The organism is Lachnoclostridium sp. An14 (assembly GCF_002160755.1).
Classification (GTDB): domain Bacteria; phylum Bacillota; class Clostridia; order Lachnospirales; family Lachnospiraceae; genus Lachnoclostridium_A.
Genome location: NZ_NFLE01000013.1, coordinates 65,833 through 90,869, shown reverse-complemented (window position 1 = coordinate 90,869; position 25,037 = coordinate 65,833). Strand labels below are relative to the sequence as shown.

25 protein-coding genes and 1 other annotated feature are annotated in these 25,037 nt (G+C 57.4%); of the genes, 4 read left to right on the top strand and 21 right to left on the bottom strand.

Features of this window, described 5'->3' with window-relative positions:
* Positions 1–3 precede the first annotated feature (3 nt).
* Both B5E84_RS09490 and B5E84_RS09485 read right to left on the bottom strand, forming a co-directional pair.
* A complete protein-coding gene (locus B5E84_RS09490; RefSeq protein ID WP_162612837.1) occupies positions 4–480 on the bottom strand; it encodes an NADH-quinone oxidoreductase subunit NuoE family protein in 477 nt (158 codons plus the stop codon).
* A 422-nt stretch (positions 481–902) separates the two neighbouring features.
* Positions 903–1,796: a hypothetical protein gene (locus B5E84_RS09485; RefSeq protein ID WP_143469201.1), complete on the bottom strand. Its 894-nt coding sequence runs from the start codon at positions 1,794–1,796 to the stop codon at positions 903–905.
* A 193-nt stretch (positions 1,797–1,989) separates the two neighbouring features.
* Here B5E84_RS09485 and B5E84_RS09480 point away from each other — a divergent pair, with 193 nt between their 5' ends.
* Together B5E84_RS09480 and B5E84_RS09475 are read left to right on the top strand one after the other, a co-directional pair.
* Positions 1,990–2,349, top strand: a complete 360-nt coding sequence (locus B5E84_RS09480; protein WP_087222062.1) for a hypothetical protein — start codon at positions 1,990–1,992, stop codon at positions 2,347–2,349.
* Positions 2,350–2,390: 41 nt separating this feature from the next.
* Entirely contained in the window at positions 2,391–2,981 is a 591-nt protein-coding gene (locus tag B5E84_RS09475; protein ID WP_087222060.1) for a DUF1989 domain-containing protein, read from the top strand.
* A 79-nt stretch (positions 2,982–3,060) separates the two neighbouring features.
* On the opposite strand, the gene B5E84_RS21220 is transcribed toward B5E84_RS09475, so the two are convergent.
* From B5E84_RS21220 to B5E84_RS09455, 4 genes are read right to left on the bottom strand one after another with little or no spacing between them, the layout of a single operon-like run.
* The gene (locus B5E84_RS21220) at positions 3,061–4,161 is read right to left on the bottom strand and encodes a hypothetical protein (protein ID WP_087222058.1); all 1,101 of its coding nucleotides are present in this window, start codon (positions 4,159–4,161) and stop codon (positions 3,061–3,063) included.
* Between the two features lies 1 nt (position 4,162).
* A complete protein-coding gene (locus B5E84_RS09465) occupies positions 4,163–5,026 on the bottom strand; it encodes a 4Fe-4S binding protein (protein WP_087222056.1) in 864 nt (287 codons plus the stop codon).
* A gap of 11 nt (positions 5,027–5,037) precedes the next feature.
* A complete protein-coding gene (locus tag B5E84_RS20605) occupies positions 5,038–5,190 on the bottom strand; it encodes a CD1871A family CXXC motif-containing protein (protein WP_162612833.1) in 153 nt (50 codons plus the stop codon).
* Positions 5,177–6,361 carry a TlpA family protein disulfide reductase gene (locus B5E84_RS09455; protein WP_162612836.1) on the bottom strand — a complete coding sequence of 395 codons (1,185 nt, stop codon included), beginning with the start codon at positions 6,359–6,361 and terminating at the stop codon, positions 5,177–5,179. Before B5E84_RS09455 ends, B5E84_RS20605 begins: the two co-directional genes overlap by 14 nt.
* A gap of 214 nt (positions 6,362–6,575) precedes the next feature.
* Here B5E84_RS09455 and B5E84_RS09445 point away from each other — a divergent pair, with 214 nt between their 5' ends.
* Positions 6,576–7,337 carry a LytR/AlgR family response regulator transcription factor gene (locus B5E84_RS09445; protein WP_087222050.1) on the top strand — a complete coding sequence of 254 codons (762 nt, stop codon included), beginning with the start codon at positions 6,576–6,578 and terminating at the stop codon, positions 7,335–7,337.
* Positions 7,334–8,878, top strand: a complete 1,545-nt coding sequence (locus B5E84_RS09440) for a GHKL domain-containing protein (RefSeq protein ID WP_087222049.1) — start codon at positions 7,334–7,336, stop codon at positions 8,876–8,878. Before B5E84_RS09445 ends, B5E84_RS09440 begins: the two co-directional genes overlap by 4 nt.
* A 168-nt stretch (positions 8,879–9,046) precedes the next feature.
* Here the strand turns inward: B5E84_RS09440 and B5E84_RS09435 are convergent, their stop codons facing one another.
* From B5E84_RS09435 to B5E84_RS09355, 15 genes are all read right to left on the bottom strand, one after another.
* A complete protein-coding gene (locus B5E84_RS09435; RefSeq protein WP_087222048.1) occupies positions 9,047–9,556 on the bottom strand; it encodes a peptidylprolyl isomerase in 510 nt (169 codons plus the stop codon).
* 1 nt (position 9,557) lies between these two features.
* Positions 9,558–11,243 (bottom strand): peptide ABC transporter substrate-binding protein, encoded by a 1,686-nt coding sequence (locus B5E84_RS09430; protein WP_087222046.1) that lies wholly within the window; start codon positions 11,241–11,243, stop codon positions 9,558–9,560.
* A gap of 121 nt (positions 11,244–11,364) precedes the next feature.
* Positions 11,365–12,327 (bottom strand): ABC transporter ATP-binding protein, encoded by a 963-nt coding sequence (locus B5E84_RS09425; RefSeq protein WP_087222044.1) that lies wholly within the window; start codon positions 12,325–12,327, stop codon positions 11,365–11,367.
* Positions 12,320–13,351: an ABC transporter ATP-binding protein gene (locus B5E84_RS09420; RefSeq protein WP_087222042.1), complete on the bottom strand. Its 1,032-nt coding sequence runs from the start codon at positions 13,349–13,351 to the stop codon at positions 12,320–12,322. Before B5E84_RS09420 ends, B5E84_RS09425 begins: the two co-directional genes overlap by 8 nt.
* A gap of 10 nt (positions 13,352–13,361) precedes the next feature.
* On the bottom strand, positions 13,362–14,513 hold the full coding sequence (locus tag B5E84_RS09415; RefSeq protein WP_087222040.1) for an ABC transporter permease: 1,152 nt from the start codon (positions 14,511–14,513) through the stop codon (positions 13,362–13,364).
* 16 nt (positions 14,514–14,529) lie between these two features.
* Complete coding sequence (locus tag B5E84_RS09410; RefSeq protein ID WP_087222038.1) at positions 14,530–15,447, bottom strand: ABC transporter permease; 918 nt, start codon at positions 15,445–15,447, stop codon at positions 14,530–14,532.
* A 365-nt stretch (positions 15,448–15,812) separates the two neighbouring features.
* Positions 15,813–16,169 (bottom strand): 50S ribosomal protein L20, encoded by a 357-nt coding sequence (gene rplT / locus B5E84_RS09405; RefSeq protein WP_087222036.1) that lies wholly within the window; start codon positions 16,167–16,169, stop codon positions 15,813–15,815.
* Positions 16,170–16,203: 34 nt separating this feature from the next.
* A complete protein-coding gene (rpmI, locus tag B5E84_RS09400) occupies positions 16,204–16,401 on the bottom strand; it encodes a 50S ribosomal protein L35 (protein ID WP_087222034.1) in 198 nt (65 codons plus the stop codon).
* Positions 16,402–16,432: 31 nt separating this feature from the next.
* Positions 16,433–16,927 (bottom strand): translation initiation factor IF-3, encoded by a 495-nt coding sequence (gene infC / locus B5E84_RS09395; RefSeq protein WP_087222032.1) that lies wholly within the window; start codon positions 16,925–16,927, stop codon positions 16,433–16,435.
* A 379-nt stretch (positions 16,928–17,306) separates the two neighbouring features.
* A complete protein-coding gene (locus B5E84_RS09390) occupies positions 17,307–18,653 on the bottom strand; it encodes a GntP family permease (RefSeq protein WP_087222030.1) in 1,347 nt (448 codons plus the stop codon).
* Positions 18,654–18,671: 18 nt separating this feature from the next.
* Entirely contained in the window at positions 18,672–19,796 is a 1,125-nt protein-coding gene (locus tag B5E84_RS09385) for a CdaR family transcriptional regulator (protein ID WP_087222028.1), read from the bottom strand.
* Between the two features lie 33 nt (positions 19,797–19,829).
* Complete coding sequence (locus B5E84_RS09380; RefSeq protein WP_162612835.1) at positions 19,830–20,660, bottom strand: MBL fold metallo-hydrolase; 831 nt, start codon at positions 20,658–20,660, stop codon at positions 19,830–19,832.
* A 412-nt stretch (positions 20,661–21,072) separates the two neighbouring features.
* Positions 21,073–21,387 (bottom strand): DUF1540 domain-containing protein, encoded by a 315-nt coding sequence (locus B5E84_RS09370; protein WP_087222022.1) that lies wholly within the window; start codon positions 21,385–21,387, stop codon positions 21,073–21,075.
* 233 nt (positions 21,388–21,620) lie between these two features.
* The gene (thrS, locus tag B5E84_RS09365; protein WP_087222020.1) at positions 21,621–23,555 is read right to left on the bottom strand and encodes a threonine--tRNA ligase; all 1,935 of its coding nucleotides are present in this window, start codon (positions 23,553–23,555) and stop codon (positions 21,621–21,623) included.
* Positions 23,556–23,677: 122 nt separating this feature from the next.
* Positions 23,678–23,891 (bottom strand) — a binding site (T-box leader).
* A gap of 162 nt (positions 23,892–24,053) precedes the next feature.
* Positions 24,054–24,983, bottom strand: a complete 930-nt coding sequence (locus B5E84_RS09355; protein ID WP_087222016.1) for an AEC family transporter — start codon at positions 24,981–24,983, stop codon at positions 24,054–24,056.
* Positions 24,984–25,037: the final 54 nt, after the last annotated feature.

The following is a 25,037-nucleotide window of genomic DNA, read 5'->3' as shown; positions in this document are numbered from 1 at the left end:
TTCTCAAACCTCCTTCTCCATCAATTCCTCAATCCTTCGTTTTGCCTCCCCCGCCTGGACTGCCGGGTAAACCACCCCGTCAATCTCCACATTGGGGGCCGTCCTGCACCGTTTCATGCAGGCTACCGTCCGCACCAGAAACTGCCCGTCGGCGGAAATGCCATCCCGGTCCGGCTGCAGCAGGTCACAGACCTCTCTCCAGACGGAGTTTCCGCCCTTCGGCCCGCAGTTTCTCCCCTGGCAGACCGTGATCTGGTGCCGGTAGGCCGCCGCCTTTAAGCTGGGATACAGTTTCACGATGGCGTCCACCGTGGTCTCCTTCACCCCCGCTGCCCTGGCAGCCTCCGCCCGCACTCCCTGGGGAATGCAGCCAAGAGCGTCCTGGATCTCCCGCAGCATTGCCACCAGTTCCTCCTGGGGCAGAGGTTCCCCCTCCCTCCGGTACTGATCCAAAATCTCCCCAAGCTCTCGTCTCTCCATAAGCCCTCTCTTTCCTCTCATTTGATGTCCTGACACAGATAGGGAAACGGGAGGAACGGGAGCCGAAAAACAGCTGGCCGCAAACCGGAACCGCTCGTTCGTTTCCTCTCCTCTATTTTATCCAATCGCCTCACAAAATACAATATTTTCCCAAAATTTCACGAACATTCTGGCAACCGTTCAGACTCCCTGTTTCGACACTGCCGGAAATAGGCAAAAAAATGAGCGCAGCAGCCCATACCTGCGCCGGAACGCGGCCGCGTCAGCCGCCATTTCCCTCCGCAGGGATCGCGCCTCCCGCCGGAGGCTTTTGTGCCTTGCGCCGCAGCAAACACCGTTTCCTACTGCAATAAAACACACAGACCGGAAATCCCTGGCCTGTGTATCCCCTGATCTTTCACTTCTGTCTTTCCCGTTTCCCGTCACGGCTCCCCGTACACGATGGAAATTTCAAAGCCCACCGGCACCTCCTGATTTCCGGTGCGGATGGCTCCCTTTGCCCACAGGCGGTCCACCGCCATATAGCCAGCCGAGCTGATGGTGAGCTCGCCACGCACCTGATCCAGTTTCAGCCAGCCCGTCTCCTCCGCCACGGTGATCCCGGCCTCTGACAGGGCCTGCTTTGCCACCGGCTCAATCCGGCCGGCCGCCCCCTGTCCATTTAACTCATAGGAGAGCACGGTGCTGCGATCCTCCCGCTCCGCCTCCCGGCCGCTCACCCACAGAGTTTCCACAAAACTCAGATCGTAGGTGGTATAGTTCATGAGATTTTCCGAAAAATGGCGCCATTCCTCCGGAGAAATGGATGTTGCCGTCTCCACATCCCCGTCTTTTACCAGAACTGCCCCATCCTGAAACCGGTACTCCCGCTGTCCGCCGCCAAAACCGCTCTCCACCGTCAGCTGCCCCCTCAGACCGTCCGTCCCCAGTCCCTCAAACCGGGCCGCACCGGAAAAGGGCACCCGCAGGCTCAGCCCGGAAATTTCCACGGACCACGCTCCCTCCATCTCTGCCTCCGCAAAGGAACGGCCTCTCTGTCTCTCCTGGGCCGCCTCCCAGAGTGCCAGACCCGCCACGTCCTTCTCCCCCGCCGTGATCTGGGGTGGAAGGGAAAACGGATCGGAAACGGATGGCAGCCCGGAACCGGACGCGGACCGCAAAACGGCAAATCCAGACGCGGCAGAACCCATTGTCCCGGCAGCCGCGGCAAAATCGCTCCCGTTTCCGGCTCCGCCCCCTTCCGCCCCCAAGGCCGGCGCGGCAAACAGCAGCGATGCAGCCACTGCCGCTGTCAAAATGGAAATCCTTCTTTTCATGGTCTCACCTCCGCGCGTATTTCTGCCTACATTATAAAGCCTTCCGCCCTGTTTGTCATCCTTCATTCCGCCCGGCCACACCACTCCCCAATTATCCCTAGAGTAAAAAGGAAGATTCCCATCCCTTAAAAACTGTAGTAGAATAAAATTGTCATTCCCAACAGCCACCATTTCATCGAAAGGAGGCGAACCTATGAATTACAGAGACAAAGCGGCAGCCTGTGTCCAGCACACCGTCCTGCCGGTTCAGAGGCAGCAGTTTCAGGAATGCGGGAACAGCCTGGACGAGCAGTACAAACGGTACGGAAATACGGAAGGTTTTTTCGGCAAAGTCCTGGAACCGGGGCATCTCTACGAAATCGGCTACCCAAAATGCGTCTGTCCCGAAGCCGCCGCCGGGACCGCCAAATCCCCGAACCACTGTGAATGCTCCAGACAAAGCGTGCTGTATATTCTGGAACAGCTGCTGCCGGGAAAAACCATCACGGTGACCACCATGGAAACGGTTTTGGGCGGCGGCGAATGCTGCCGGTTCCGCGTAACTGTGGAATAAGCATCGAACCCGGCAGTTATCCCTATACCAGGAGGAACCAAATGATCAAAGAATACACCATCCCGGCCTGCTCCGGAATGAAAATAGATGTGAAACAGAATGACACCATCACCGTCATTGACCTGGAAGGCGGCCAGGTGGTGGACTTTTTTGCCGAGGCAAAGGGAAATCCGGGGGAATTTCTTTCCCCAAGAGTGACCATCGACTGCAACGAGTCCCTGAAACTGCGCACCGGCGACACCATTTATACCAATCTGTACCGGCCCATGATGGAGGTGGTCTCCGACGACGTGGGCGAGCACGACCTGCTTCACCCCTGCTGCCGTCCGGAAATGTATGCGTTCTTTTACCACAACGGAACCGGCCACCCCAACTGCCTGGACAACATCAATACGGCCCTGGGGGAGCGCCGCCCCCTCATCACCCCGATCAACCTGTTCATGTACACAAAACTCCATGAGGACGGCCGGATCTCCGTGGAAAAGCCCCTCTCCAAAGCAGGCGACCGGATTGTGTTGAAGGCGAAAATGGATCTCTCCCTGGGGGTTGCCGCCTGCAGCGTTTCGGAAAGCCTGTGCAACAGCGGCTCCTGTTCTCCCATAAAAATCGTCATCGAAGAACTCCACCGCTGACACAGGAACCGGAAGAAACCGGCAAAGCAAACGGAAGGAAATCGGAGGCGGAAACACCGCCTCTCCTGCCCCGCTCCTCCTACCGAAACTTCCCCTCAAACCACTTCAACCCTCTCTCCAGCCCCATCACCGGCCATCTCGCCATCCAGCAGCCTGCCGCCACCACCATTCCTGCCACCAGCACATCCCCCAGCCAGTAAGCCCCCAATTCTAGGGCCGTCACCTCTATTCCTGCCAGGGCCAGCGCCCAGGCCAGCAGGAACTGGAACGCGTAGAGGGTCAGGGCGTTTTTCCCCACGCAGGCCAGGGGCCGGTATAGGGACGGCAGCCTGTTTTCCGCCAGCAAAAACGCCCCCAGCACCATCAGAGCCCCGCCCGTTCCGATGAGCAGCTCAAACATAGAGCCGCCCTGGGGCATATCAATAAAAAGCAGATGCCACTGCACCGGCGCCGTATTGCGGGGCCAGACGGCGAAAAGGTCCGGCTCCCGGTAAGGAGTCTGCACCATCCAGCTCTCCACCGCCGCCCGCAGCCCCGTCAGTGCCCACACCGCAAAGAGCTTCACCGGAACCAGCACAGCCGCCCCCAGCGCTGCCATGCCGGCCGCCACCTTCGGCGACCTTAGATTCATCCGGCCTAATGCCATCCCCGTGACAAACACCGGCATCCAGGCCAGGGCCGACAGTGGCCCACCGGCCAGATCCCCCAGGATCGCCGCCCCCTCAAACAGGCTCAGCCCCACCATCATCAGCGGCGGCGCCGCCGCAAAGAGAACCGCCGCCACTGCCATCAGCCTCCCCGCGGAACAGCCCATCAGCAAAAGCGCCAGCAAAAACATCATGGCGTAGGCCGGGAGCACCACGGCAAACGGCCCGTTTAACAGAATCAGCCCGTATCCCACCAGGTCGATAAACACCGCACGGGCTAGAACCCTGGCGCGAAACGCCCCCGGCGTCTCCCCCGCCTCCATCCGCCTTCCCATAAGGCTGTAAGAAATGCCGGAGCAGAGCATAAATAAAATCATGGTGTTTCCCGACACAAAGCTGTTTCTCTCATTGAGGGCAAAATGCTGCACATACATTCCCACCACCGCCAGTCCCCGAACTGCGTCCAGCGCCAGCAGCCGTCCCGGTTTCCCACAGGACGTCTTCCCCGTTCTATTTCCTCTCATTTCAATCATATCATTCTCCTTTTTTCTCTTTTTTCGTTCCAAATCCCAGGCGGATGGCGTTTTTCAGACACGTTTCCTTGCAGGCCCCACACCGGATGCACTCCGGCGAGCCTGGATCCTTCACCGGATCCCCCTCCATCGGGCACCGGTCTCTGCATTTCCCACAGTTTACGCACCGGCTCCGATCCACCTCCAGATGGTAGAAACTCACCCGGTTGAGAAGGCCGTAAATGGCTCCCAGCGGGCACAGCACCCGGCAGAAAAACCGGAACACCATCCCGCTGCCGAAACACACGGCCCCCAGCACTGCCAGTTTCAGGCCAAAAAGGCCTCCTACGGTATTTCGCAGCTCCGGATGGGTGCTCAAAAGAGGAATCCCCCCAAACAAGGTGCCGGAGGGGCAGATAAACTGACAGAAGGCCGGTTTCCCCATCCCCATATAGTTCGTCGCCGCCACCGGCAAAATCAGCACAAAAACTGCCAACACCAGGTATTTTCCCCACCGCAGCCCCTTGAGCAATTTCCGTTTCCGGAAGGGCAGCCGGTATAGCAGCTCCTGAACCAGCCCGAAAGGACAGAGCCACCCGCAGGCGAAACGCCCCAGAAGGACGCCCACCGCCAGCAGAAAGCCGGTGACGTAAAAGCTGAAATCGTAATTCATAGAGCCGGAAACCGCCTGAAGGGCGCCGATGGGGCAGGCAAAGGAGGCCGCCGGGCAGGAATAGCAGTGCAGCCCCGGACTGCAGAACTGTTTCCAGGGGCCTGTGTACAGCTTGCCGCCGGGAATGTTTCCCACATGGGAATTGGTGAATCCGAAGGCCGCCAGCTGCACCAGCTTTCGTTTCCACGTTTTCAACGGACGAATTTGTTTCATTTTCCCGCCTCCTATCCTAAACCGATACATTCCAGACAGATGCGCACCGCCTTCTGGAGCACGATTTCCGCCTCCCCGCGGGCCATGCCCCAGGCCAAAAATGAGAGCGACATTCCCAAAAGCCCCCAGGAAATCCCCGTTTTTATCGTTCTATTCCATTTCATTCAGATACTCCTCCACAAACGCTCTGTAGCCGTCCACGTCTGCCCCTACCACCGGTTCTCCCACCAGGTTTCCTTCCCCGTCCACGAAAAAGGTAGTGGGAACGCCTACGATTCCATCTAGAAATTCCTTCCAGTCCTCATTTCCTTCCAGCTGGATAAAGTCCGCCCCGGCCCGTTTGGTGATTTCCCTGGCCAGCTCCCGATGGGTCTCGTCCGCCTCCCCCTCAATGTCACAGACCAGCCCCAGCAGCTGGACACGGTCCGGCAGTTCTTCCGCCCAACGCCCAAGCTCCGGCATTTCCTCCACACAGGGCACACAAAACGTCCCCCACACGTTTACCACCGTCAGATCTTTTCCTTTAAAAATCTCCTCCGTCACCACATTTCCCTCCAGATCCCTGGTGACAAAGGCGGGAACGCCCGTCCCCAGCTCCGTATCGTTTTTCTCCAGCTCCACCGGGAGAAAGGTCAGGCCTGCCTTCACCTCCTCCATGGCGGCGCGGCACTCCATATACTGGGAAATTTCTTCCTCGCCCAGCTCTGAGGTGTCAAATTCCGGGACAGAGGCCAGGTACACATAGCCGTCATTTCTGCCGAATTCCTCTGTGTGATCCCACCCGGAAAGCTCGTCTAAGGATGCGCCTTCCTGGAGCAGCCGCCCATACTCCTCCTCCGGAATCAGGGTCATCTGCAAAAGGCACCGGGAATGGGCCCAGATGGTCTCATACAAATCCTCAAAGTATTCCGCCGTCGCAAGCTCCGGGCTTTCCCTTTGCACCCGGACCGCCTCATCCATCAGCGGATCGGTGACGGGACGGTAATAGTAATAGATGGACGCCGTGGGATAGCCCTGCAAATTATAGTTATAAGGCTCTATCTGCGCTCCCAGCGCCTGCAGGCGCTGATCTATGGAAAACACCAGGCCCCGTTCCCTCATCTCCGTCACAGCCACGCCGTCCTCTCCTCTGCCGCCCCGTTCTCCGCGGCCCCGCTCTCCATCCAGGCTCCCGTCTCCGGAAACCGCAGCATTCTCCCCGCTCCCGTTTTCACCTTCAAAAACCGTGGACGTCCCGTCTCCTCCCGGTTCCCCGGACGGAAAACTGCCGCAGCCAGCAAGCAGCACCGCCGCCAGCGCCACACCAAGCACCCGTTTCGTTCCCTGTATCTTCATGTGAATTCCTCCTTTTACAATCATTCACACGAGAGCCTACCACATTTTTCTTTCTTTTTGCGTCTTTTGTCCCGTGACCTCTCCCGCCGTCTCCAATTCTTCCCCTCCCCCTTCATTCCGGACAAAAAACGGCCGTTCCGGACAAAGCCTTTCCTTCCAGCCCATAATTTGATAAAATACAGAAAGCATTTTTATATAGAAAGAAGGAAATTCCTTGTTAAAACTCATTCTCTGCGACGACGACCAGTTCACCCTGCGTCTGGCGGCCGGTCTGATAAACCAGGCCATCCAGATCTGCCAGGTGGAGGCCCAGATCTGCTGCATCGCCTCCTCCGGCGGCGAACTGTTAAACTACCTTCAGAATGCCGGCGGCCCCTTCCTCTACTTCCTGGACTACGACTTCGGCCAGGCCGCCCTCAACGGCATCGACCTGGTAAAATGTATCTACCAGAGAGACGCCGACGCAAAGATCGTCTTTGTCACCAGCCACGGCGACAAGGGCATGGACATTCTAAAAAGCGGCATCCGGGCCTTCGGTTTTGTGGAAAAGACGCCGGATACGGGCCGCATGGTGGCGGAATACGTAAAATACCTGCAAATGGCGGCTCCTGAAGCATCTCCCTCCGAAACGGTTCCCCGGCTCACCCTGCCCCTTGGGATCGACGAGACCGTAGAGCTCTCCATCCCGGACATCGCCTACGTGGACTCCGTAAAATCCGTGGCCCACACCATCTGCTACCACACCTTCGACGGCTCCGCCATCACCGTCCGGGATACCATTGAGCACGCCAAAGAGCTTTTGGGCGAAGATTTCATCCGCTGCCACCGCTCTGTCCTGATCAACCGGCGCCACGCCGTCTCCGTGACCAAGGGCCTGGTCCGGCTGTCAAACGGGGAAACGGTGGCCTGCGCCCTCAGCAAACGGAAGGAAATCGCCGCCCTCTGCTTTTCCAATGAGAAAGGAGGACGGCTGTGATCAACATTTTCGGAGACGGACCCTACCTTGTAAGTGTGGGGGAACTGGCTTTCCAGGCCGCCGGGGAGCTGATCTGGTATGTCCTCCACGTTTCCCCGTTTGCCCTTGCCGCCTTCCTGCTGAAACGGCGTCTTCGGGGCACGGCGGAGTGGGCGGCGGCCCTGGCACTCGCTCTCCTGCAGGCAGCTTTCGTGTGGATTTCCAGCATTCGCTCCGAATGGTTTTTCTCCTTCTGCCTGGCCGCCCTGCTGACAGGGGAGTTAAAAATCCTCAATCTGGTACCCCTGCGGCCCCTGGATCAGGCCTTCTTTTTCGCGGCCCTGTGCATCCCCGCCCGGCTGTTCAACAGCACCAGCTCCGTGGTGGGCCACCTGTGGATCTTCTGGATCCTGTTTTTCGTCCTCTACCTGACCCTCCGGATGGAGATGGGAACCCTGCGGGGCAGTCATTTTCTCTGCTACTTCCTCTTTGTGTTCCTCTCCCTCTCCATGTACCTGTACGAGCTGGCTGTTCCGCTTCTCCAGCCCCGCTTGGGGGCCCTCCTTGGAACCAACGCTCGGGGCACCGTGACCGCTGTGACCGCCGTATCAGCCTGCCTGATCGCCGCCGCCTTCGCCGTCCGGAGCCATTTCCAGACCCGGCTGGAGTCCTGGAATTCCCTGGGCAGAAAATACGGGAAGATCGAGCACTATTTTTTCTTCTTCTCCCTGTTTATCCTGATCAGCTTCACTCTGATCTATCTGCCCTTTACGGCGATGCGGATGCAGAACGCCCTTGTGGCCCTGCTGATTCCCGCCCTTTGCCTGTTTTTCCTCGCGGCCCAGGCGCTCTTTATCACCCTTTTGCTGCGCGTCGCCCTCTACCGGGACAGCGACACCTTCCACCGGTGGGAGCGGGAAAACATGGTTTCCTACTACCAAAACCTGCAGGCATCCGTCTCTGCCATGGAGGGACTGCGCCACGACATCAAAAATATCTTTTTTACCATGGGAAATTTTGTGGATCGAAGCGATGATCCGGAAATGAAACAGTTTTTCTGGGAAACCATCTACCCCTACTCGGAGACGGCCATCCGCCAGAGCGAGCTCCAGTCCCGCCTGTGGAAGATCCCCTCAGAATCTTTGCGGGCCTTCCTTTATCTGAAAACGGCCCAGTCTGCCCAGCAGGGCGTCTCCGTTCAGCTGGAAGTGTCCCTTCTCCCGGAGGAATTTCAGACTGGCATGGACATCATCGACCTGACCAGGATCTTAGGCATCCTTCTGGACAACGCCATGGAGGAAACGGCCCTCATCCCCGGCGGCGTCCTCTCCCTCAAGGTGGCCGGCAGCAGTGAAGGCTGCTCCTACATCCTGAAAAACCCGGTGACAGAGGAGCGGAAACGGACGGGCATCCGCCCCGGAACCACCAGCAAAGGGACCGGCCGCGGCCACGGCCTGGCCATCGTCCAGGAACTCCTGGCCCAGTACCCCAACGCGGCCTTAAATTCTGTTCTCCGGGAATCCGCTTACATCCAGAGCCTCAATATCTCCTTCCGGCCCTGAACCGTTTCCTATGTCATAAACAAGTGTGCGCATCCGCCGGAAACTTTTGTGTCATAGGGGACGCAGTTTCGTTTCCTACTGACACAAAAAAATCAGCCTCCCCCCCGTCCAATCCCGGCCAAAGGCCGGAACCTCCGGGAGGAGGCTGATCTGTAATCTGGGAATTTCTTATTTTACTCCGTCATCTCCGTCTCTCACAATGCAGATGCGCTCGATCACCGGCATCTCCAAAGGCCGGTTCCAGGTCTCTTTCCCGCTGGTGGGGACCTCCGCGATCCGGTCCAGCACGTCAAACCCTTCCGTCATCTGTCCGAAGGCCGCATACCGGCCGTCCAGCTTGTGAGCGTCCTTGTGCACCACGAAAAACTGAGTGCCAGCGGTATCAAAACCGGGATCTCTGGCCATGGAAATGGCTCCGCGGCAGTGGGGAATGGGGTTGGCAATCCCGTTTTCCGCAAACTCCCCTTTGATATGCCAGTCGCTGTCCGTCATGATGTCATTGTCCGGGGAACCGCCCTGGATCACGTAATCCTTCACGATCCGGCACCAGGCCAGACCGTCGTAAAAGCCGCTCTCCGCCGTCTTTACGAAATTTTCCACCGTTATCGGAGCCAGCTCCGGGAACAGGTCAAAGACCATGTTCCCGAATCCCTTTGTCTCAATCACACATTTCATCATCTTACTTGGACACCTTGGCGTTCTTGAAGAACAGGTGGGCAGAGGAATCCATGTAAACGCCGGTTACGTAGTCCTTTAACAGGTAGGTGTCCGCCTTGTAGTACAGCGGCATCACCGGATACTCGGAGGAGGCTACGGCGTCCGCCTGATTCACCAGCTCCGCAAACTTGGCCGGATCGCTCTCCACCTTCACCTGCTCTACCAGGGCGTCGTACTCTGCGTTGCTGTAAGAGGTGGTGTTGAGCACGTTGTCCGTGGACAGCAGAGGCAGGAAACTCATGGGGTTGATATAGTCGGCGCTCCAGCCCATGGCGGCTACCTCGTAGTCTCCGCTCTGAACGGCGCTGTAGAATACGGCCCACTCCGCGGAGGTCACCTCCACGCTGATGCCCAGGTTGGTCTCCCACATCTCCTTGATGGCTTCCGCCACCTTCTTCACCGTGTCATCAGAATAGAAGGACAGCTGTACCGTGGGGAATCCCTCGCCGCCGGGATAGCCGGCCTCAGCCAGGGCTGCCTGGGCCGCCTCCACGTCCGCGTTGGGAGACAGCTCAAAGTCGGAGCGTCCCTCCAGGATGTCCTTGCCATCCATCACGTAGCCGGGAGCCAGGATGCTGTAGGCAGGCTGGGCGTCTACCTGAGCCACGTTGTTGATCAGGGACTCTCTGTCAATGGCCAGGTTTAAGGCCTTGCGCACCAGAGGATTGTTGTAGGGCTCAGCCTGGCAGTTGAAGTTGTAGTACACCGTGCCGTAGATATTGGCGGTGTGGGTGCCGGCGCCCTCTGCCTTTAAGCGGGCAATGTCTCCGGCGGGGATGTTTCTCACGCCGTCTACCTCGCCGTTTTCATAGGCGGTCAGGGCAGTGGAGAGATCCAGAATGTAGCGGAAGGTCAGTTTCTCCAGAGTCACATTCTCCGCGTTCCAGTAATTTTCATTTTTCGTGAGCACTACGCTCTCACCCATGTTGATCTCAGATACCTTGAACGGGCCGTTGGAAACGTAGGTGTCGGCCGCGGTGGACCACTTGTCGCCGTTGGCCTCTACTGTGGCCTCCTGTACCGGGGCATACACCCACATACTGGCCACATCCGCGAAGAAGGGGGTGGGCTGCTTTAAGGTGTACTGGATGGTATTGTCGTCCAGGGCCTTTACGCCTACATCCTCGACGGCCGCGGTGCCGTCATAGTACTCCTGGCCGTTTACAATGTAGTCGGTCATCATGTTCACGTACTGCGCCGTGGTGGCAGGCGTCATCACGTGAAGGGCAGAATACACGTAATCCTGCGCCGTCAGCGGGCTGCCGTCGCTCCACTTTAAGCCCTCCCGAAGGTGGAAGGTGTAGACCGTCATATCCTCGTTGGCCTCCCAGGACTCCGCGTTTCCAGGAGCCAGCTCGCCGTTCTCGTCGTAGGTCACCAGGCCCTCAAACAGGTTGGTGATAAACGGGGAGGCGAAGGAATTGCTGGTGTAGGACGGATCTAAGCTGTCCGGCTCATTGTTGAGCACGAAGGTCAGCTCCTGAGCTCCCGTGGGCTCTGCCGTCTCCGCGGCGGTCTCTGTCTCTGCCGCGGATGTGGGCTCCGCGATGGTCTGAGGCTGGGTTTCCGTGGTTCCTCCGCCGCAGCCGGCCAGCATAGCCGTGCAGGCCAGACCGAGGGCCAGCACGGTGGTGAGTTTCTTTTTCATAATTAAACTCCTCCTTTTTTCTTTTTATTGCCACGGCCCCGGTGAAGGGGCCGGTTCAACCTTTTCACCCAGATCTCCTGTCCATATCCAGGAAATCATAATATGGGGATCCCGACGCGCCTTATCCGTATAAATGGCAGGCCACCATATGGCCGCCTCCCACGTCCTTTAACACCGGCGCCCGTTCCCCGCACTCCGGTCTCGCGAAGGGACAGCGGGTGTGGAACCGGCACCCGGACGGAGGCGCGATGGGGCTGGGAATGTCTCCCTCGATGCTGCTCTTTTCCTTCTCCCGCGCCAGCCTGGGGTTGGCGATGGGAATGCTGCCGAGAAGGCCCTTCGTGTAGGGATGGAGGGGATTTTTATAGATCTCTCCCGACTCGCACACCTCCACCAGCTGTCCTAAGTACATCACTCCCACGTCGTCGGACACGTAGCGCACCATGGACAGGTCATGGGCGATAAACAGGTAGGAAACTCCTTTTTCCTCCTGGAAATCCCGCAGCAGGTTGATCACCTGGGCCTGGATGGACACGTCCAGGGCGGAAATGGGCTCGTCGCAGATCACCAGCTCCGGCTGTAAAATCAGGGCTCTGGCGATCCCCACCCGCTGGCGCTGGCCCCCGGAAAACTCGTGAGCGTAGCGGTTGGCGTGCTCCTTGGTGAGCCCCACCCGCTCCAGCATGGGGTAAACCAGCTCGTTGGCCTGGTCCTTCTTCTTCACCACCCCGTGGGCCAGAAGGGGCTCGGCGATAATGTCCCGCACCGTCATCCTGGCGTTTAAGGAGGCGTAGGGATCCTGGAAAATCATCTGCATTTTCCGCCGCAGAGGCTTTAACTCCCTCTGTTTCATATGGGAAATGTCCTGGCCGTCCAGAAGGATGGTTCCTTCCGTGGGCTCATAGATGCGGATCACCGTCCTGGCGCAGCTGGATTTGCCGCAGCCGGACTCTCCCACCAGCCCCAGGGTCTTTCCCTTTTTCAGCACAAAGCTCACATTGTCCACGGCGTGGACCACCTGTCCGCGGCCCGCCTTGAAATGCTTGGTGAGGTTTTTCACCTCCAGCATGGCCGTCTCACTCATGGCTCTCCCCCCTCTCTCCCGTCTCCGCGAACGGGTTGTTCTCCGCCGGCGCCTCCGGATCCAGCAGCCAGCACCGGGAACGGTGCCCCTGGGAGATCTCCGTCATTTCCGGCAGCTCCCGCCCGCAGATCACTCTGGCGTATTTGCAGCGGGGGGCGAAGGGACAGCCCTCCGGCGGTTTCGTCATATCCGGCGGCGAACCGGGAATGGGCTGCAGCCTGCGGCTCTTGTCCTGGTCCACCGACGGGATGGAGGCCAATAGCCCCAGGGTGTAGGGATGTTTCGGATTCTCAAAAATATCGTCGATGGGAGCCTCCTCCATCACCAGGCCGCCATACAGCACGATCACCCGGTCACAGAGCTCTGCCACCACCCCCAGATCGTGGGTGATGAAAATGATGCTGGTGCCAAACTGTTTCTCCAGCTCCCGCAGCTGCTTTAAAATCTGGTCCTGAATGGTCACGTCCAGGGCCGTGGTGGGCTCGTCGGCGATCAAAAGCTCCGGCCGGTTGGCCAGGGCCATGGCGATCATCACCCGCTGGCGCATTCCGCCGGAAAACTCGTGAGGGAAGGATTTATACCGTTTTTCCGGCTCCGGGATGCGGACCCTGGCAAACAGCTCCAGCACCTCTTTGCGGATCTCCTCCCCGCTCTTTTCCGGATGGTGCTCCCGGATCATCTCCGCCACCTGTTTTCCTACGGGAATCAGGGGGTTTAAGGAGGACATGGGATCCTGGAAGATCATGGAAATCTTTCCGCCCCGGATTTTTCTCATCTGGGCCTTGGAGCATTTCGCCAGATCTTCCCCCTCAAAGAGGATTTTTCCCTCCTTGATCCTGGCGGTGTCCGCCAGCAGCCGTAAAATGGACATGGAGGTGACGCTCTTTCCGCTTCCCGACTCTCCCACCAGCCCGACGATCTCCCCCTTTCCCACGGTAAAGCTCACTCCGCGGACGGCCTGCACCTCGCCGTTGCTGGTCATAAATGATGTTTTCAGATTCTCTATGGTCAAGATTGGTTCCATTTTCCCACTCCTATTTCTTCAGTTTCGGGTCCAGGGCATCCCGCAGGCCGTCGCCTACAAAATTGAAGGCGAACATGATCAGGCAGATTCCCAGGGCCGGTATGAACATCTGGTACGGACAGGTCCGCAGGTTGGCCGTGGCGTCGTTGCACATGGTGCCAAGGCTGGCTAAAGGCGGCTGAAGCCCGATGCCCAGGAAACTTAAAAACGCCTCCATAAAGATGGCCGACGGGATCAGCATGGTCACCGTCACCAGGATGGAGCCCATGGCGTTGGGGATCAGGTGCTGAAAGAGGATGGTTTTGGTGGAGGAGCCGATGGTCTTGGCCGCCAGCACGAATTCCTGCTGTTTTAAGCTTAACACCTGGCCTCTCACCACTCTGGCCATATCCACCCAGTACACGCTTCCCAGGGCCACGATGATGCTCTGAAGGCCGGAGCCAAGCAGCACCACAATCAGGATCACGTACAGCGTCAGGGGAATGGTATTGATAATATCCACTACACGCATGAGTACCGTGTCCACGTTTCCCCCCAGATAGCCGGAGATCCCGCCGTAGAGCACGCCGATGACCATATTCACCGCCGCGGCGATGAAGGCCACCAGCAGGGATACCCGGATGCCGTACATGAGCCTGGTGAGAATGTCTCTCCCCAGGGAGTCCGTGCCCAGCAGGTAGGAGGCGTTGCGGACGGTGGAGCTGGGATAGATCACCTTGGTGGCGGGATCGGCGATCACGTAGGGTTTCTGGCCGTAGTAGAGGCCCACCTCCGCGCCGTTGTAGTCGTAGATGGTCATGCTCATCTCCGAATCCTCCCGCACCTTCTTTAACTGGTCTCCCAGAGTGCCGTCCGGGTTGACGTAGAGCACTTTTAAGCCCTGGGTGATGTAGAGGGAGCCGTTTCCGTCCGGGGCGTCAAACACCTTCATCACCGGAGGGATATTCACCACCTCCAGATTCTGCACGGAATAGCTGTAGTCCGTAAACAGCGGCCCAGCCAGGGCAAACAGAAGGAGCAGAACGATCAGGACGAAACCGGCGATGGCCGTAGGTTTCCGGCGGAACCGGAACCACACGTCCCCGGCAAAGGTCCTGTTCTTTGTCCATATCTTTTCCCGGTCCTCGCTGGAGGACGGGAGCATTTCCCATTTATTATCCATGTCTTCTAACCTCATCCTATTCGTATTTGATCCTGGGATCAATCAGGCAGTAGAAAATGTCCACCACAAAGATCATCACCATGAGAAAGGTGGCGTAAAAAATGGTCACGCCCATGATGGTGGTGTAGTCTCTCTGGGTCACACTGTTTACCAGGTAGCCGCCCAGTCCGGGGATGGCGAAGATTTTCTCAATCACGAAACTTCCCGTCATCAGGTTGGCGATGGTGGGGCCCAGCACGGTGATCACCGGGATCAGGGCATTTCTCATGGCGTGGCGGAATACCACCTTTACCTCCGAGAGGCCCTTGGCCCTGGCGGTGCGGATGTAGTCCTGCCCCATGACCTCCAGCAGGCTGGAGCGCATGAGTCTGGCCATGTAGCTGATGGAATAGCCGCCCAAGGCCACCACCGGCAGGATGTAGCCCTTCCAGGTGTCAATGCCGTAGGTGGGCAGCCAGTTTAACCGGTAGGAAAACAGGTAAATGAGCAGGGAGGCGATGATAAACGACGGGATCGTCACCCCGATGGTGGCCAGGGCCATCACCGCCATGTCCACCCATTTTCCGTTTTTCACCGCCGCTACCACACCCATGGGGATGGCCGCCAGCAGCACAAACAGGATGGTGATTCCGCCTAACTTGGCGGAGACGGGGAATCCGTTGTAGATGAAGTCGTTTACCGTTTTTCCGGGGTATTTGTAGGAGGGGCCGAAATCTCCGTGGAGCAGCCCGCCCACATAGTCGAAAAACTGCTCCGGAAGGGGAGCGTCCAGATTGAACTTGGCATTTAAGGCCGCCTCCACCTCCGGCGACGTCTTTCGGTCGCTGGTAAAGGGGCCGCCTGGAATGGAGTGCATGATGACAAAGGTCACCAGCGCGATCATGAACAGGGCGATGATCATGATGCCGATCCGTTTCGCAAAATATCGAACCATACTTTTCCCTCACAACTATGTATTTGCCCGTTTTTTCATCCTGGACTTCTCTCCGTGACGTCCAAATGTCTTTCCGCTAAAAACAGGCTGATTTCTCAAAATTATACTCCTGTTCCCAAATACTGTCAATCTTTTTCGCCCTGGAGCGGTTGGGAGGGGCGGCCCGCCGGAGCGCGGCTGCGCCAGCGGCCGGTTTCCTTTGCGGAGAGTGCGTTTCCCGCTGGGGGCTTTTTGTGCTGCAGGGAGCGCAGTTTCCTGTTAAATACAAAAAACTGCCGCAGCCAGAGCCCCCTTCGCGGGTTCTTCTGTCTGCAGCAGTCTTTATTTCTGATGTTCGTTTCCGTCGCACTATGGGCCGGGTTTCCTTAAGCCAGCTTGGATTTTGCCAGCTCAGCTAATTTTGCAAAGCCCTCTGCGTCGTTGATGGCCATGTCAGAAAGGATCTTTCTGTTCATCTCCACGCCGGCCTGCTTTAAGCCGTACATGAACTTGCTGTAGGATAAGCCGTTGATGCGGGCAGCCGCGTTGATACGGGCGATCCACAGCTGTCTGAACTGTCTCTTTCTCTCCTTACGTCCAGCATAGGAGCTGGTCAGAGCTCTCATTACGGACTGCTTTGCGATCCGGTACTGTTTGGAACGGGCGCCTCTGTAGCCCTTCGCCATCTTCAAGATTCTATTGTGTTTCTTCTTTGCGTTTAAACCGCCTTTTACTCTTGCCATCGGTCAATTTCCTCCTTCTTAATTTCAAAAATCCTTACAGATACGGTAAAATCTTCTTCATTACCTTTGCGTTGGTAGCGTCGGTAATAATATCTTTTCTAAGATTTCTCTTTCTCTTTGTGGACTTCTTAGTTAAGATGTGAGATTTGTAAGCCTTATTTCTTACTAACTTTCCTGTTCCCGTTACTTTGAAACGCTTTGCAGCAGCTCTGCTTGTTTTTAATTTCGGCATTGTATTTTCCTCCTTGATAGTTGTCTATTTTTTAACGCTTTGCAGTTAAAAACATGACCATAGTCCGTCCCTCCACCTTGGACGGCTTGTCGATGACAGCGATGTCGGATAAGCTCTCCGCGAAATCGTCCAGAATGTACTTGGACTTTGACATATGCGCCATCTCACGGCCTCTGAAACGCAGGGTGACCTTTACTTTGTTGCCCTTCTCCAGGAACTTTCTGGCCGCGCTGGTCTTGGTGTTCAGATCATTGGTGTCGATGTTGGGAGATAAGCGAACCTCCTTCACCTCGATGACCTTCTGTTTCTTCTTGGCTTCCTTTTCTTTTCTCGCCTGCTCGTAGCAATACTTTCCGTAGTCGATGATCTTGCATACAGGCGGCTTTGCCGTCGGGGCGATCTTTACCAGATCCAGCTCCGCGTCCTGAGCCATCTTGTAGGCCTCCTTCGCGGACATGATCCCCAGCTGCTCCCCATTCTCTCCGATCAGACGGACCTCTTTGTCGCGAATCTGCTCGTTAATCATTAAATCGCTAATAGCCGTGCACCTCCAAAGTGAATTGGACAAAAAAACAGATGGGAAAAAACATCCCATCCGCCGTCGTCTGTGCCGCAAACATTCTCCTTTCAGAGCCATTCCCATTTCCCTGCAAAGCCTTTTATCAGCTTTCCCGCGGGGTGCTTGCGATATGAACCCAGGTCACTTGCTCGTGCCAGGGTGAGGCGGATACCTGCTTTCCTGTCAGTCGTTCTCACAACTTTTGTTATGATAGCATATGCCGCCCTGGTTGTCAACTATTTTTTCCAGATTATATTTTTTGTCACCCTTGTGACCTTTTTTATGACAGCGCGTCCGCACAGAAACATAGGGCGGCCCGCCTGGGACCGCCCCTTTCACATACCGCTTACGCGAAGAAAAACGCCAGCGCTGTCACCACAATAATCGTGGTAATTCCCATCACAGCCGTCATGCCGGTCTGGCACTTATAGGCCTGGGAGGTGTTCATGTCGGAGAACTGGGATACTACCCAGAAATAGGAGTCGTTGGCGTGGGAGGCTGTCATGGAGCCTGCGCCGATGGCCATAATCATCAGCACCTTGGCGATGTCCGAGGTCAGCCCCAGGCCGGCCATCATGGGAGCCACCATGGCGGAGGTGGTGATCATGGCAACGGTGGACGCGCCCATGGCCAGCTTTAAGCAGGAGGCGATGGCAAAGGCCACTAAAATGCCTGCCACCGGGCCCACATTGCCCAGCATACCGGTGAGCTGATCCGCGATGGGCAGAGCCTGAAGAATGGCTCCGAAGGAACCGCCCGCTCCGGTGATGGCAAGAATGCCGGCGGAGTTGGTGACGCCCTCTCCCACCCATTTTAAGGTGTTTTTCTTCTCCTCCTTCGGGATCAGGGTGAAGGAAAGGTATACGCCGATCAACAGGGCGATCACCGGGTTTCCGATAAAGGATACCACCGTCTTTAACATCCCGGTGCCCAGAGGATTGCTGGGGAAGTCTCCCACGGACTTAAAGGCGATGAGGATAATGGGCAGCAGGATGGGGGAAAAGCTGTGGAGCACTCCCGGAAGCTTTCCGTATTTGGCCTGCAGCTCCTCCACGGTGTACTCCGGGTTGGCGTCGATCTGTACGGTGGCAGACACCTTTTTCGCGTACAGGATGGCTACCGCCGTAGCCGGGATGGAAATAATCAGGCCGATCAAAATGGTCAGTCCCAGATCCGCCTCCAGGGTTCCGGCCATGGCGATGGGGCCGGGAGTGGGCGGAACGAGACAGTGGGTGGCGTACAGGCCGCCGGACAGGGCTGTGGCCATCACTGCCAGAGAAATGTTGGACTGGCTGGCGAGGGCCCTGGAAATGGGGCTTAAAATAACGAAACCGGAATCACAGAACACGGGAATGCCGGTCACATAGCCGGTGAGGCCCATGGTGAGCACGCTGTTTTTCTTTCCCACCACCTTCAGAATGCTGTTGGCCATGGTGAGGGCCGCGCCCGTTTTCTCTAACACCGTTCCGATAATGGTGCCGCACAGGATCACAATGCCGATGCTGGCTAAAATATTACCGAATCCGTTTTTCACCGTGGTGATCACCGTCTCTGTGTCCATTCCGCACAGCAGGCCCACCACGACCGCAATGATGGTCAGCACCAGAAACGGGTGCTGGTTCCACTTGGAGATGGCAAGCACCATAGCCACCACCGATAGGATAATCACCGCAAACATAAAAGCTCCTGACATACTCTCTACCTCCTTTTTCTATCTCTCCAGCCGCACAATCAGCAGCCGGATAAAAAACTCTTTTGTGTAATCCCCTTCCTCCTCCAGCCCCAGACATTTATACAGCCGTCCCATGCGGTACAGCAGCGTGTTCTTGTGGATGTGGAGCTGCTGCGCCGCCTTCTGGACGCTTCGGTCCCAGCCGTAGTAGGCCTTTGCCGTGTCCAGGCACTGAAACAGGCTTTCCCGGTCCATGTCGGCCAGGGCCCGCTGCTGGAGCCGGTTTAAAAACGCCTCCGCCTCCCCGCCGGCCAGCACGGCCTTGTAGTACCGCATCCGGCAGCCGGGGTCGCTGATGGAGGACACCATTCCTGCATCCCGGTCTTTTAAGAGAGCCGTTGCTTCCTTATAAGAAATGGGCACCTGTTCCTTTCCGGCGCATTCCTCTCCCAGGGCGATCCGCACTTCCTTAAATCCCCTGGTCTCCAGAAACAGCCGCAGGCTTTCCAGATAGGCTGGCAGCCGCTCCTGAGTAAGGCCGGATACCAGGGCGATATAGCAGTTCCCCACCATTCCGTAAAGATCCCGCTCCGGCCGCAGCAAGGCATTTTCTAACATCAGCTTTTCAATTCTGGGATAGGAGCTGGTCTCCCGCCGGTACTGGCCGGAGCGCACCGCCATCACCCGGGCCGGGTAACGGAGCCGCACCCCCAACATTTCCCAGTCCATCCCCTCCTCTGCCTCCTCTCCGGAGAGAAGGCGGAGGAGAATCTGCTGGCGTACCTCCGTCTCCAGGCGCTCCCGCCTGGCGCTGGTGCGGGTCTTAAAATACTGGGTGACGTAGACCCGAAGGAGGTTCGCGATGTCCTCCACCTCCTCCGGATTTCCGAAAATGCCGATCACCCCTTCCATCCGGTCCCCGTTCCAGATGGGCAGGTTGTATCCCTTTTTGGCTCCCGGGTAGCGTTCCACATTTTCCTCGGAGATCAGCACCGGCTCCCCCGTCTGGAGCACCTCGTAGGCTCCCGCATGGAAGGTGCCGATCCGCTCCTTCTCCGTGGAGGCGACGATGCAGCCTCTCCGGTCCATGATATTGATGGTTCTTCCCTTCACCAGCTTGGAAGTGGCCTCCACAAAGTCCTGGGCATATCCCGCAAACGCCATGCCGTCTCCTTCCTTCTCCCTCGTATCCGCGCCTTACTCCATAAACATACAGGCCCCCACCGACAGGTGGGTGTGGATCACCGTCTCGTCCTGGTCGATCCATTCCTCCGCCTGGGCGCCGGAGCAGTGGTTTAAGCCCAGGTTCCGGATCCCCATGGCCTTCATTTCCCGGATGGTCTGCCTGGTCCGTTCCTCGTCCGCCTCCACCAGATGGGTGCCGCCCAGCACGGCGCAGATGGGCTTTTGCCAGCGGCGGCGCACCTCAGACAGCATATTTAGGATCCCCGGATGGCTGCAGCCCACCACCACGGCGATCTCCTCTCCCAAATCCAGCACCAGGCACTGTTCATCCTCAAAAAGGTCCTGCGCCATCTCCTTCCCATCCCATTTCACGAAACGGGACGGAACCTGCTCAAAGGCATGGACGCGGGGAAATGACGTCTCCAGCACACAGTGGTCCGTCAGACGCACCGTTCCCTGGTTTACTGTGAGGGAGGAGACATGGTCCCTTAAATACGCCTCGGAAAAGCCGCAGCCCAGGTAGGTGTATTTTCCCTGTCCGCAGTCTGCGTACTTTTCCTGGAAAAATCCTTCCCCTATGTACGTTTCCGCCCGCAGGCCCTGCTCCGCCAGGCTGAGAAAGCCGGCGGCGTGGTCGTAATGGCTGTGGCTGAAGGCCAGAATGTCCACGGATGCCGGATCCACGTTCAGCTTCACGGCATTTTTCAGGGTGTTCTCCCCGCTGCCGCAGTCAAAAAGGATCCGTTTCCCGTCCCCCTCAATCAGAAAGGACAGGCCGTGCTCCGCTGTCAGCCCTTTGTGCTCTCCCATCCGGTTTTCCATGAGCGTCAGAATCCTGATCATCCTCTTACCCCCTTCCCGCATTTATGCTTTATTCTGATTATACTTTATTCTACTCCATTTGTGTACCGGATTTCACTGTGACCCATCACAAAAATCAGAAAATTTTATCAAATTTCCAACAGATAGCGGCCCCCGCCCGGAAACGGCCGCGACGCCGTCCCCTTTTTCTTTTTCCAACAGCCCTTCCGCGCCCGGAAAACACAAAAAGTGTGCGCAGCAGCGCACACGCGCGCCGGAGCGCGGCTGCGGCAGCGGCCAGTTTCCTCCCTGCGGAATGCGCCTCCCGCCGGAGGCTTTTGTGTCATAGGGGGACGCTTTTTCCTATTATGACATGACAAAACGGAGCCGCCCCGCAGCAATCCGCGAAACAGCCCCGCTTTCCTGATTTTTCGTCCTATTGCTTTCCAGTCTCCTATCTGGCTTTAAAGGTGGAGCACTCCGTGTCTCCCGCCTTGCTGGCCCCCAGGCCGGTGATTCCCACACGGTCCGCGGTGCAGCGCCGGCTGGCGTTGTACACGCAGTTTACCGCCTCACACTCGATTTCCAGGCGGCTTTCCGGGGACTTGAACATATTTTTAAAGGAACCGTCCCTGCTCTCGTCGAAACTGCCGCAGCAGGTGTCGCAGCGCTTGTTGGCGGAGCTGCCCTCCACGATGATCTCCTGCTTGCAGCAGCAGTTGTCCGCGTTATGCACGCAGCTTGTCACATTACAGTCCAGCTTTGTCATCGCACATTCCTCCTTCGGTGATGAATATTGTCTGAAACACCCTTAGGATATGCAAAAACGCCCATTTTATTCATGGGCGTTTTTTCGCGCTCCGCGCAGAGGAAGATAGCTGCTGACGTGGGTATGCGCAGCTGCGCACACGTTCATGTCATTGGAAACCGCGTTCCCTATAGCACAAAAGCCTCCGGCGGATGCACGCATTTTTTATGAAAACCGGATCGGTCAAATGATTTTTATTTCTCCTCCGCCTTCTCTACGGGACGGTTCGTTCTGGAGGCGATTTCCTCCTGGAGTTTCGCAATGAAAGCCGCCAGCTCCAGGCTGCCCTCGTCACCGGCAAACCGGCTCCTCACGGAAACGGTCTTCTCCTCCTCCTCTTTCTGGCCAACCACCAGCATATAGGGAATCTTCATCATCTGCGCCTCGCGGATCTTGTAGCCGATCTTCTCGGAACGGGTATCCACCTCCGCGCGGATACCGGCGTCAAACAGAGTCTTCGTCACTTCCTCCGCGTAAGCCATATGCTTATCGGAGATGGGCAGAACCTTTACCTGCACCGGAGCCAGCCAGGTGGGGAAGGCCCCTGCGAAGTGCTCGATCAGAATGCCGATAAACCGCTCGATGGAGCCGAAGGCCACCCGGTGAATCATGATGGGGCGGTGTTTCTCCCCGTCCGCTCCCGTGTACTCCAGCTCAAACCGCTGGGGCAGCTGGAAATCCAGCTGGATGGTTCCGCACTGCCAGGTACGGCCGATGCAGTCCTCCAGATGGAAGTCGATCTTCGGGCCGTAGAACGCGCCGTCGCCCTCGTTTACCACGTAGGGAAGTCCCAGCTCGTCCAAGGCACTTCTCAGGCCGTCCGTAGCCATCTCCCAGTCCTCGTCGCTTCCCATGCTGTCCTCCGGTCTGGTGGAGAGTTCCACATGGTACTTGAACCCGAACAGGGAATACACCTGGTCGATTAAGTTGGCAACGCCTTTGATCTCGTCCTTGATCTGCTCCGGCGTCATGAAAATGTGAGCGTCGTCCTGGGTAAAGCAGCGCACCCGCATCAGGCCGTGAAGCTGGCCGGATTTCTCGTGGCGGTGTACCAGTCCCAGCTCGCCCATGCGCAGGGGCAGGTCTCTGTAGGAACGGGGCTCGGAGGCGTATACCAGCACGCCGCCGGGGCAGTTCATGGGCTTAATGGCGTAGTCCTCGCCGTCGATGACGGTGGTGTACATATTCTCCTTATAGTGATCCCAGTGGCCGGAGGTCTCCCACAGGCTCCTGTTTAAGATGATGGGGGTGGAAATCTCCACGTAGCCCGCCTTGCGGTGAATCTCTCTCCAGTAATCTAACAGGGTGTTCTTTAACACCATTCCCTTGGGAAGGAAGAAGGGGAATCCAGGACCGGCCTCGTGCATCATAAACAGGCCCAGCTCCTTGCCGATCTTTCTGTGGTCTCTCTTTTTGGCCTCCTCCATCATGGTGATGTAGGCCTCTAAATCTGCCTTCTTCGCAAACGCCGTGGCGTACACGCGGGTGAGCATCTTATTCTTCTCGCTGCCTCTCCAGTAGGCGCCTGCCAGGTTCATCAGCTTATAGGCCTTGCCCAGATCCTTGGTGTTCATCAGGTGAGGGCCGGCGCACAGGTCCGTAAACTCGCCCTGTCTGTAAAAGCTGATCTCCTCTCCCTCCGGAAGGTCCTCGATAAGCTCCACCTTGTAGGGCTCGTCCTTCTCCTTCATCAGGGCGATGGCCTCCTCCCTGGGAAGGGTGAAACGCTCGATGGGAAGGGCCTCCTTCACGATCTTTTTCATCTCTCCCTCAATCTTTGCCATATCGTCGGCCGTAAGGGGGTTCTCCGGATCCACGTCATAGTAGAAACCGTCGGAGATGGACGGGCCAATGGCCAGCTTGGTATTCGGGTACAGGCGCTTGATGGCCTGGGCCATCACATGGCTGGCGGTGTGGCGCAGGGTGGAAAGTCCGCCCTCGTCGTTTGCGGTGAGAATGTTTACCTGGGCGTCCTGGTCTACCACCGTGCGCAGGTCCACCACCTCGCCGTTTACCTCGCCGGCGCAGGCCACTCTGGCCAGCCCCTCGCTTAAGTCTCTCGCAATGTCAATGACAGCCATGGACTGTCCGTACTCCTTTACGGAGCCGTCTTTTAACGTAATTTTCATGGTATCTCTCCTCTCTGAAAACAAATAAAGCAACAATGTGCGCATCCCGCCAGAGGCTCTCGTGTCACGGGAAACGCAGTTCCCTGTTAAATAATAAAAAGTCCCCTGCCGTAGCGCCTACGGCAAGGGACGATCTTTCATCGCGGTTCCACCCTGCTTGCCCGCCGCGCGCCGCGCGCCGGACCACTTCATTTCTGATGATAACGGAATCACCGTTCCCGATTAAGGGACGCTCCGGGGTGGTTTTCCAAAAACTGCCTCCATAAGGCGCTCGCACCAAACGCGCCTCTCTCTGCATGGCTGCCTGCTCTGTACTGTCCCCATCTTCGCTTTTCTGGGTTTTCTGTTCACGTTCGATTATAGTCACGGGCATGGGGTTTGTCAAGGGTTTTTACAGAAGGCGTGATCCGTCCCGTCCTCACCTAAAAAAGTGCGCGCTTGGCGCGGAGTGCGCCTCCTTGCGGAGCATTTTTGTTTAACAGGAAGCACTGTTTCCTGTTAAACAAAAAACGGCAGCACCGCCGCGGAGAGCAGGGGGATGGTCACCATGGACAGCAGGGTGGAGACGGCAAAGAGCTCCGACGCGTAGCCGCTGTCCCGGTTGTAGCGGAGGGCAAACATGGTGCCCATGGCGCCGGCCGGGCAGGCGGCGGCGATGAAAATGGTCAGGGACACGGGAAAGCTGGGGGAAAGCACAAATAACAGCAGAGCCGTCACCGCCGGGGCCACCAGAAGTTTTAAAAAGCTGATGTAGTACACCCGGACCTTCCTTAAGCTGTCCAGAAGGTTGCCCTGGGCCAGGTTCGCCCCCGCCACGATCATGGCGATGGGGGTATTCATATTTCCCACGCTGGAAATGGGGTTTGCCACCACCTCCGGCAGCCTGGTCCCGGTCAGAAACAGGCACAGGCCGGTCACCACGGCGATCACCGCCGGAGTGACCAGGTTTCTCCACATATCCCGAACCCGCACGTGCTCCCCGCCTCCGCTCATAAGGATCACCCCGTGGGTCCACACCAGCACGTTGAAGACGGTGGTGTAGGCGGTCATGCAGAACACCCCTTCCGCCCCCAGGATGCCGTTGATCAGGGGAATGCCGATAAAGCCGCAGTTGGAGTAAATCACCGCCATCTTCTCCACCGGGCTGTCTAACCCCGGACGGGGCGGGAGAATGAAATGGCACAGAAAAATGATGGCCGCGAAACTCACCGCCGACAGGGCAACGGTGAGCAGCAGCTCCGTGAGCAGACGGGGCTCAAACTCCATCTGATAGGAGCTGATGATCAGGGCCGGGGAAACCACCATAAGGAGAAAGTTGGACAGTTTCTTATTCGCTGCCCCGTCGATCACCCCAGTTTTCAGCACGGCGGCTCCCACCGCCAGCAAAAATACCATCTCCATGATTTTTTCTGTGATTACTGCTGTCATCTCATCTGTTCCCCCTTTAAAACGCTTTCCCCATTATACCGCAAAAACGGGACG

Coding starts and splice junctions, on each gene's coding strand:
- B5E84_RS09490 (WP_162612837.1), bottom strand. CDS start 480: ATGGAGAGACGAGAGCTTGGGGAGATTTTGGATCAGTACCGGAGGGAG.
- B5E84_RS09485 (WP_143469201.1), bottom strand. CDS start 1,796: ATGAAAAGAAGGATTTCCATTTTGACAGCGGCAGTGGCTGCATCGCTG.
- B5E84_RS09480 (WP_087222062.1), top strand. CDS start 1,990: ATGAATTACAGAGACAAAGCGGCAGCCTGTGTCCAGCACACCGTCCTG.
- B5E84_RS09475 (WP_087222060.1), top strand. CDS start 2,391: ATGATCAAAGAATACACCATCCCGGCCTGCTCCGGAATGAAAATAGAT.
- B5E84_RS21220 (WP_087222058.1), bottom strand. CDS start 4,161: ATGATTGAAATGAGAGGAAATAGAACGGGGAAGACGTCCTGTGGGAAA.
- B5E84_RS09465 (WP_087222056.1), bottom strand. CDS start 5,026: ATGAAACAAATTCGTCCGTTGAAAACGTGGAAACGAAAGCTGGTGCAG.
- B5E84_RS20605 (WP_162612833.1), bottom strand. CDS start 5,190: ATGAAATGGAATAGAACGATAAAAACGGGGATTTCCTGGGGGCTTTTG.
- B5E84_RS09455 (WP_162612836.1), bottom strand. CDS start 6,361: ATGAAGATACAGGGAACGAAACGGGTGCTTGGTGTGGCGCTGGCGGCG.
- B5E84_RS09435 (WP_087222048.1), bottom strand. CDS start 9,556: ATGATGAAATGTGTGATTGAGACAAAGGGATTCGGGAACATGGTCTTT.
- B5E84_RS09430 (WP_087222046.1), bottom strand. CDS start 11,243: ATGAAAAAGAAACTCACCACCGTGCTGGCCCTCGGTCTGGCCTGCACG.
- B5E84_RS09425 (WP_087222044.1), bottom strand. CDS start 12,327: ATGAGTGAGACGGCCATGCTGGAGGTGAAAAACCTCACCAAGCATTTC.
- B5E84_RS09420 (WP_087222042.1), bottom strand. CDS start 13,351: ATGGAACCAATCTTGACCATAGAGAATCTGAAAACATCATTTATGACC.
- B5E84_RS09415 (WP_087222040.1), bottom strand. CDS start 14,513: ATGGATAATAAATGGGAAATGCTCCCGTCCTCCAGCGAGGACCGGGAA.
- B5E84_RS09410 (WP_087222038.1), bottom strand. CDS start 15,447: ATGGTTCGATATTTTGCGAAACGGATCGGCATCATGATCATCGCCCTG.
- rplT (WP_087222036.1), bottom strand. CDS start 16,169: ATGGCAAGAGTAAAAGGCGGTTTAAACGCAAAGAAGAAACACAATAGA.
- rpmI (WP_087222034.1), bottom strand. CDS start 16,401: ATGCCGAAATTAAAAACAAGCAGAGCTGCTGCAAAGCGTTTCAAAGTA.
- infC (WP_087222032.1), bottom strand. CDS start 16,927: ATGATTAACGAGCAGATTCGCGACAAAGAGGTCCGTCTGATCGGAGAG.
- B5E84_RS09390 (WP_087222030.1), bottom strand. CDS start 18,653: ATGTCAGGAGCTTTTATGTTTGCGGTGATTATCCTATCGGTGGTGGCT.
- B5E84_RS09385 (WP_087222028.1), bottom strand. CDS start 19,796: ATGGCGTTTGCGGGATATGCCCAGGACTTTGTGGAGGCCACTTCCAAG.
- B5E84_RS09380 (WP_162612835.1), bottom strand. CDS start 20,660: ATGATCAGGATTCTGACGCTCATGGAAAACCGGATGGGAGAGCACAAA.
- B5E84_RS09370 (WP_087222022.1), bottom strand. CDS start 21,387: ATGACAAAGCTGGACTGTAATGTGACAAGCTGCGTGCATAACGCGGAC.
- thrS (WP_087222020.1), bottom strand. CDS start 23,555: ATGAAAATTACGTTAAAAGACGGCTCCGTAAAGGAGTACGGACAGTCC.
- B5E84_RS09355 (WP_087222016.1), bottom strand. CDS start 24,983: ATGACAGCAGTAATCACAGAAAAAATCATGGAGATGGTATTTTTGCTG.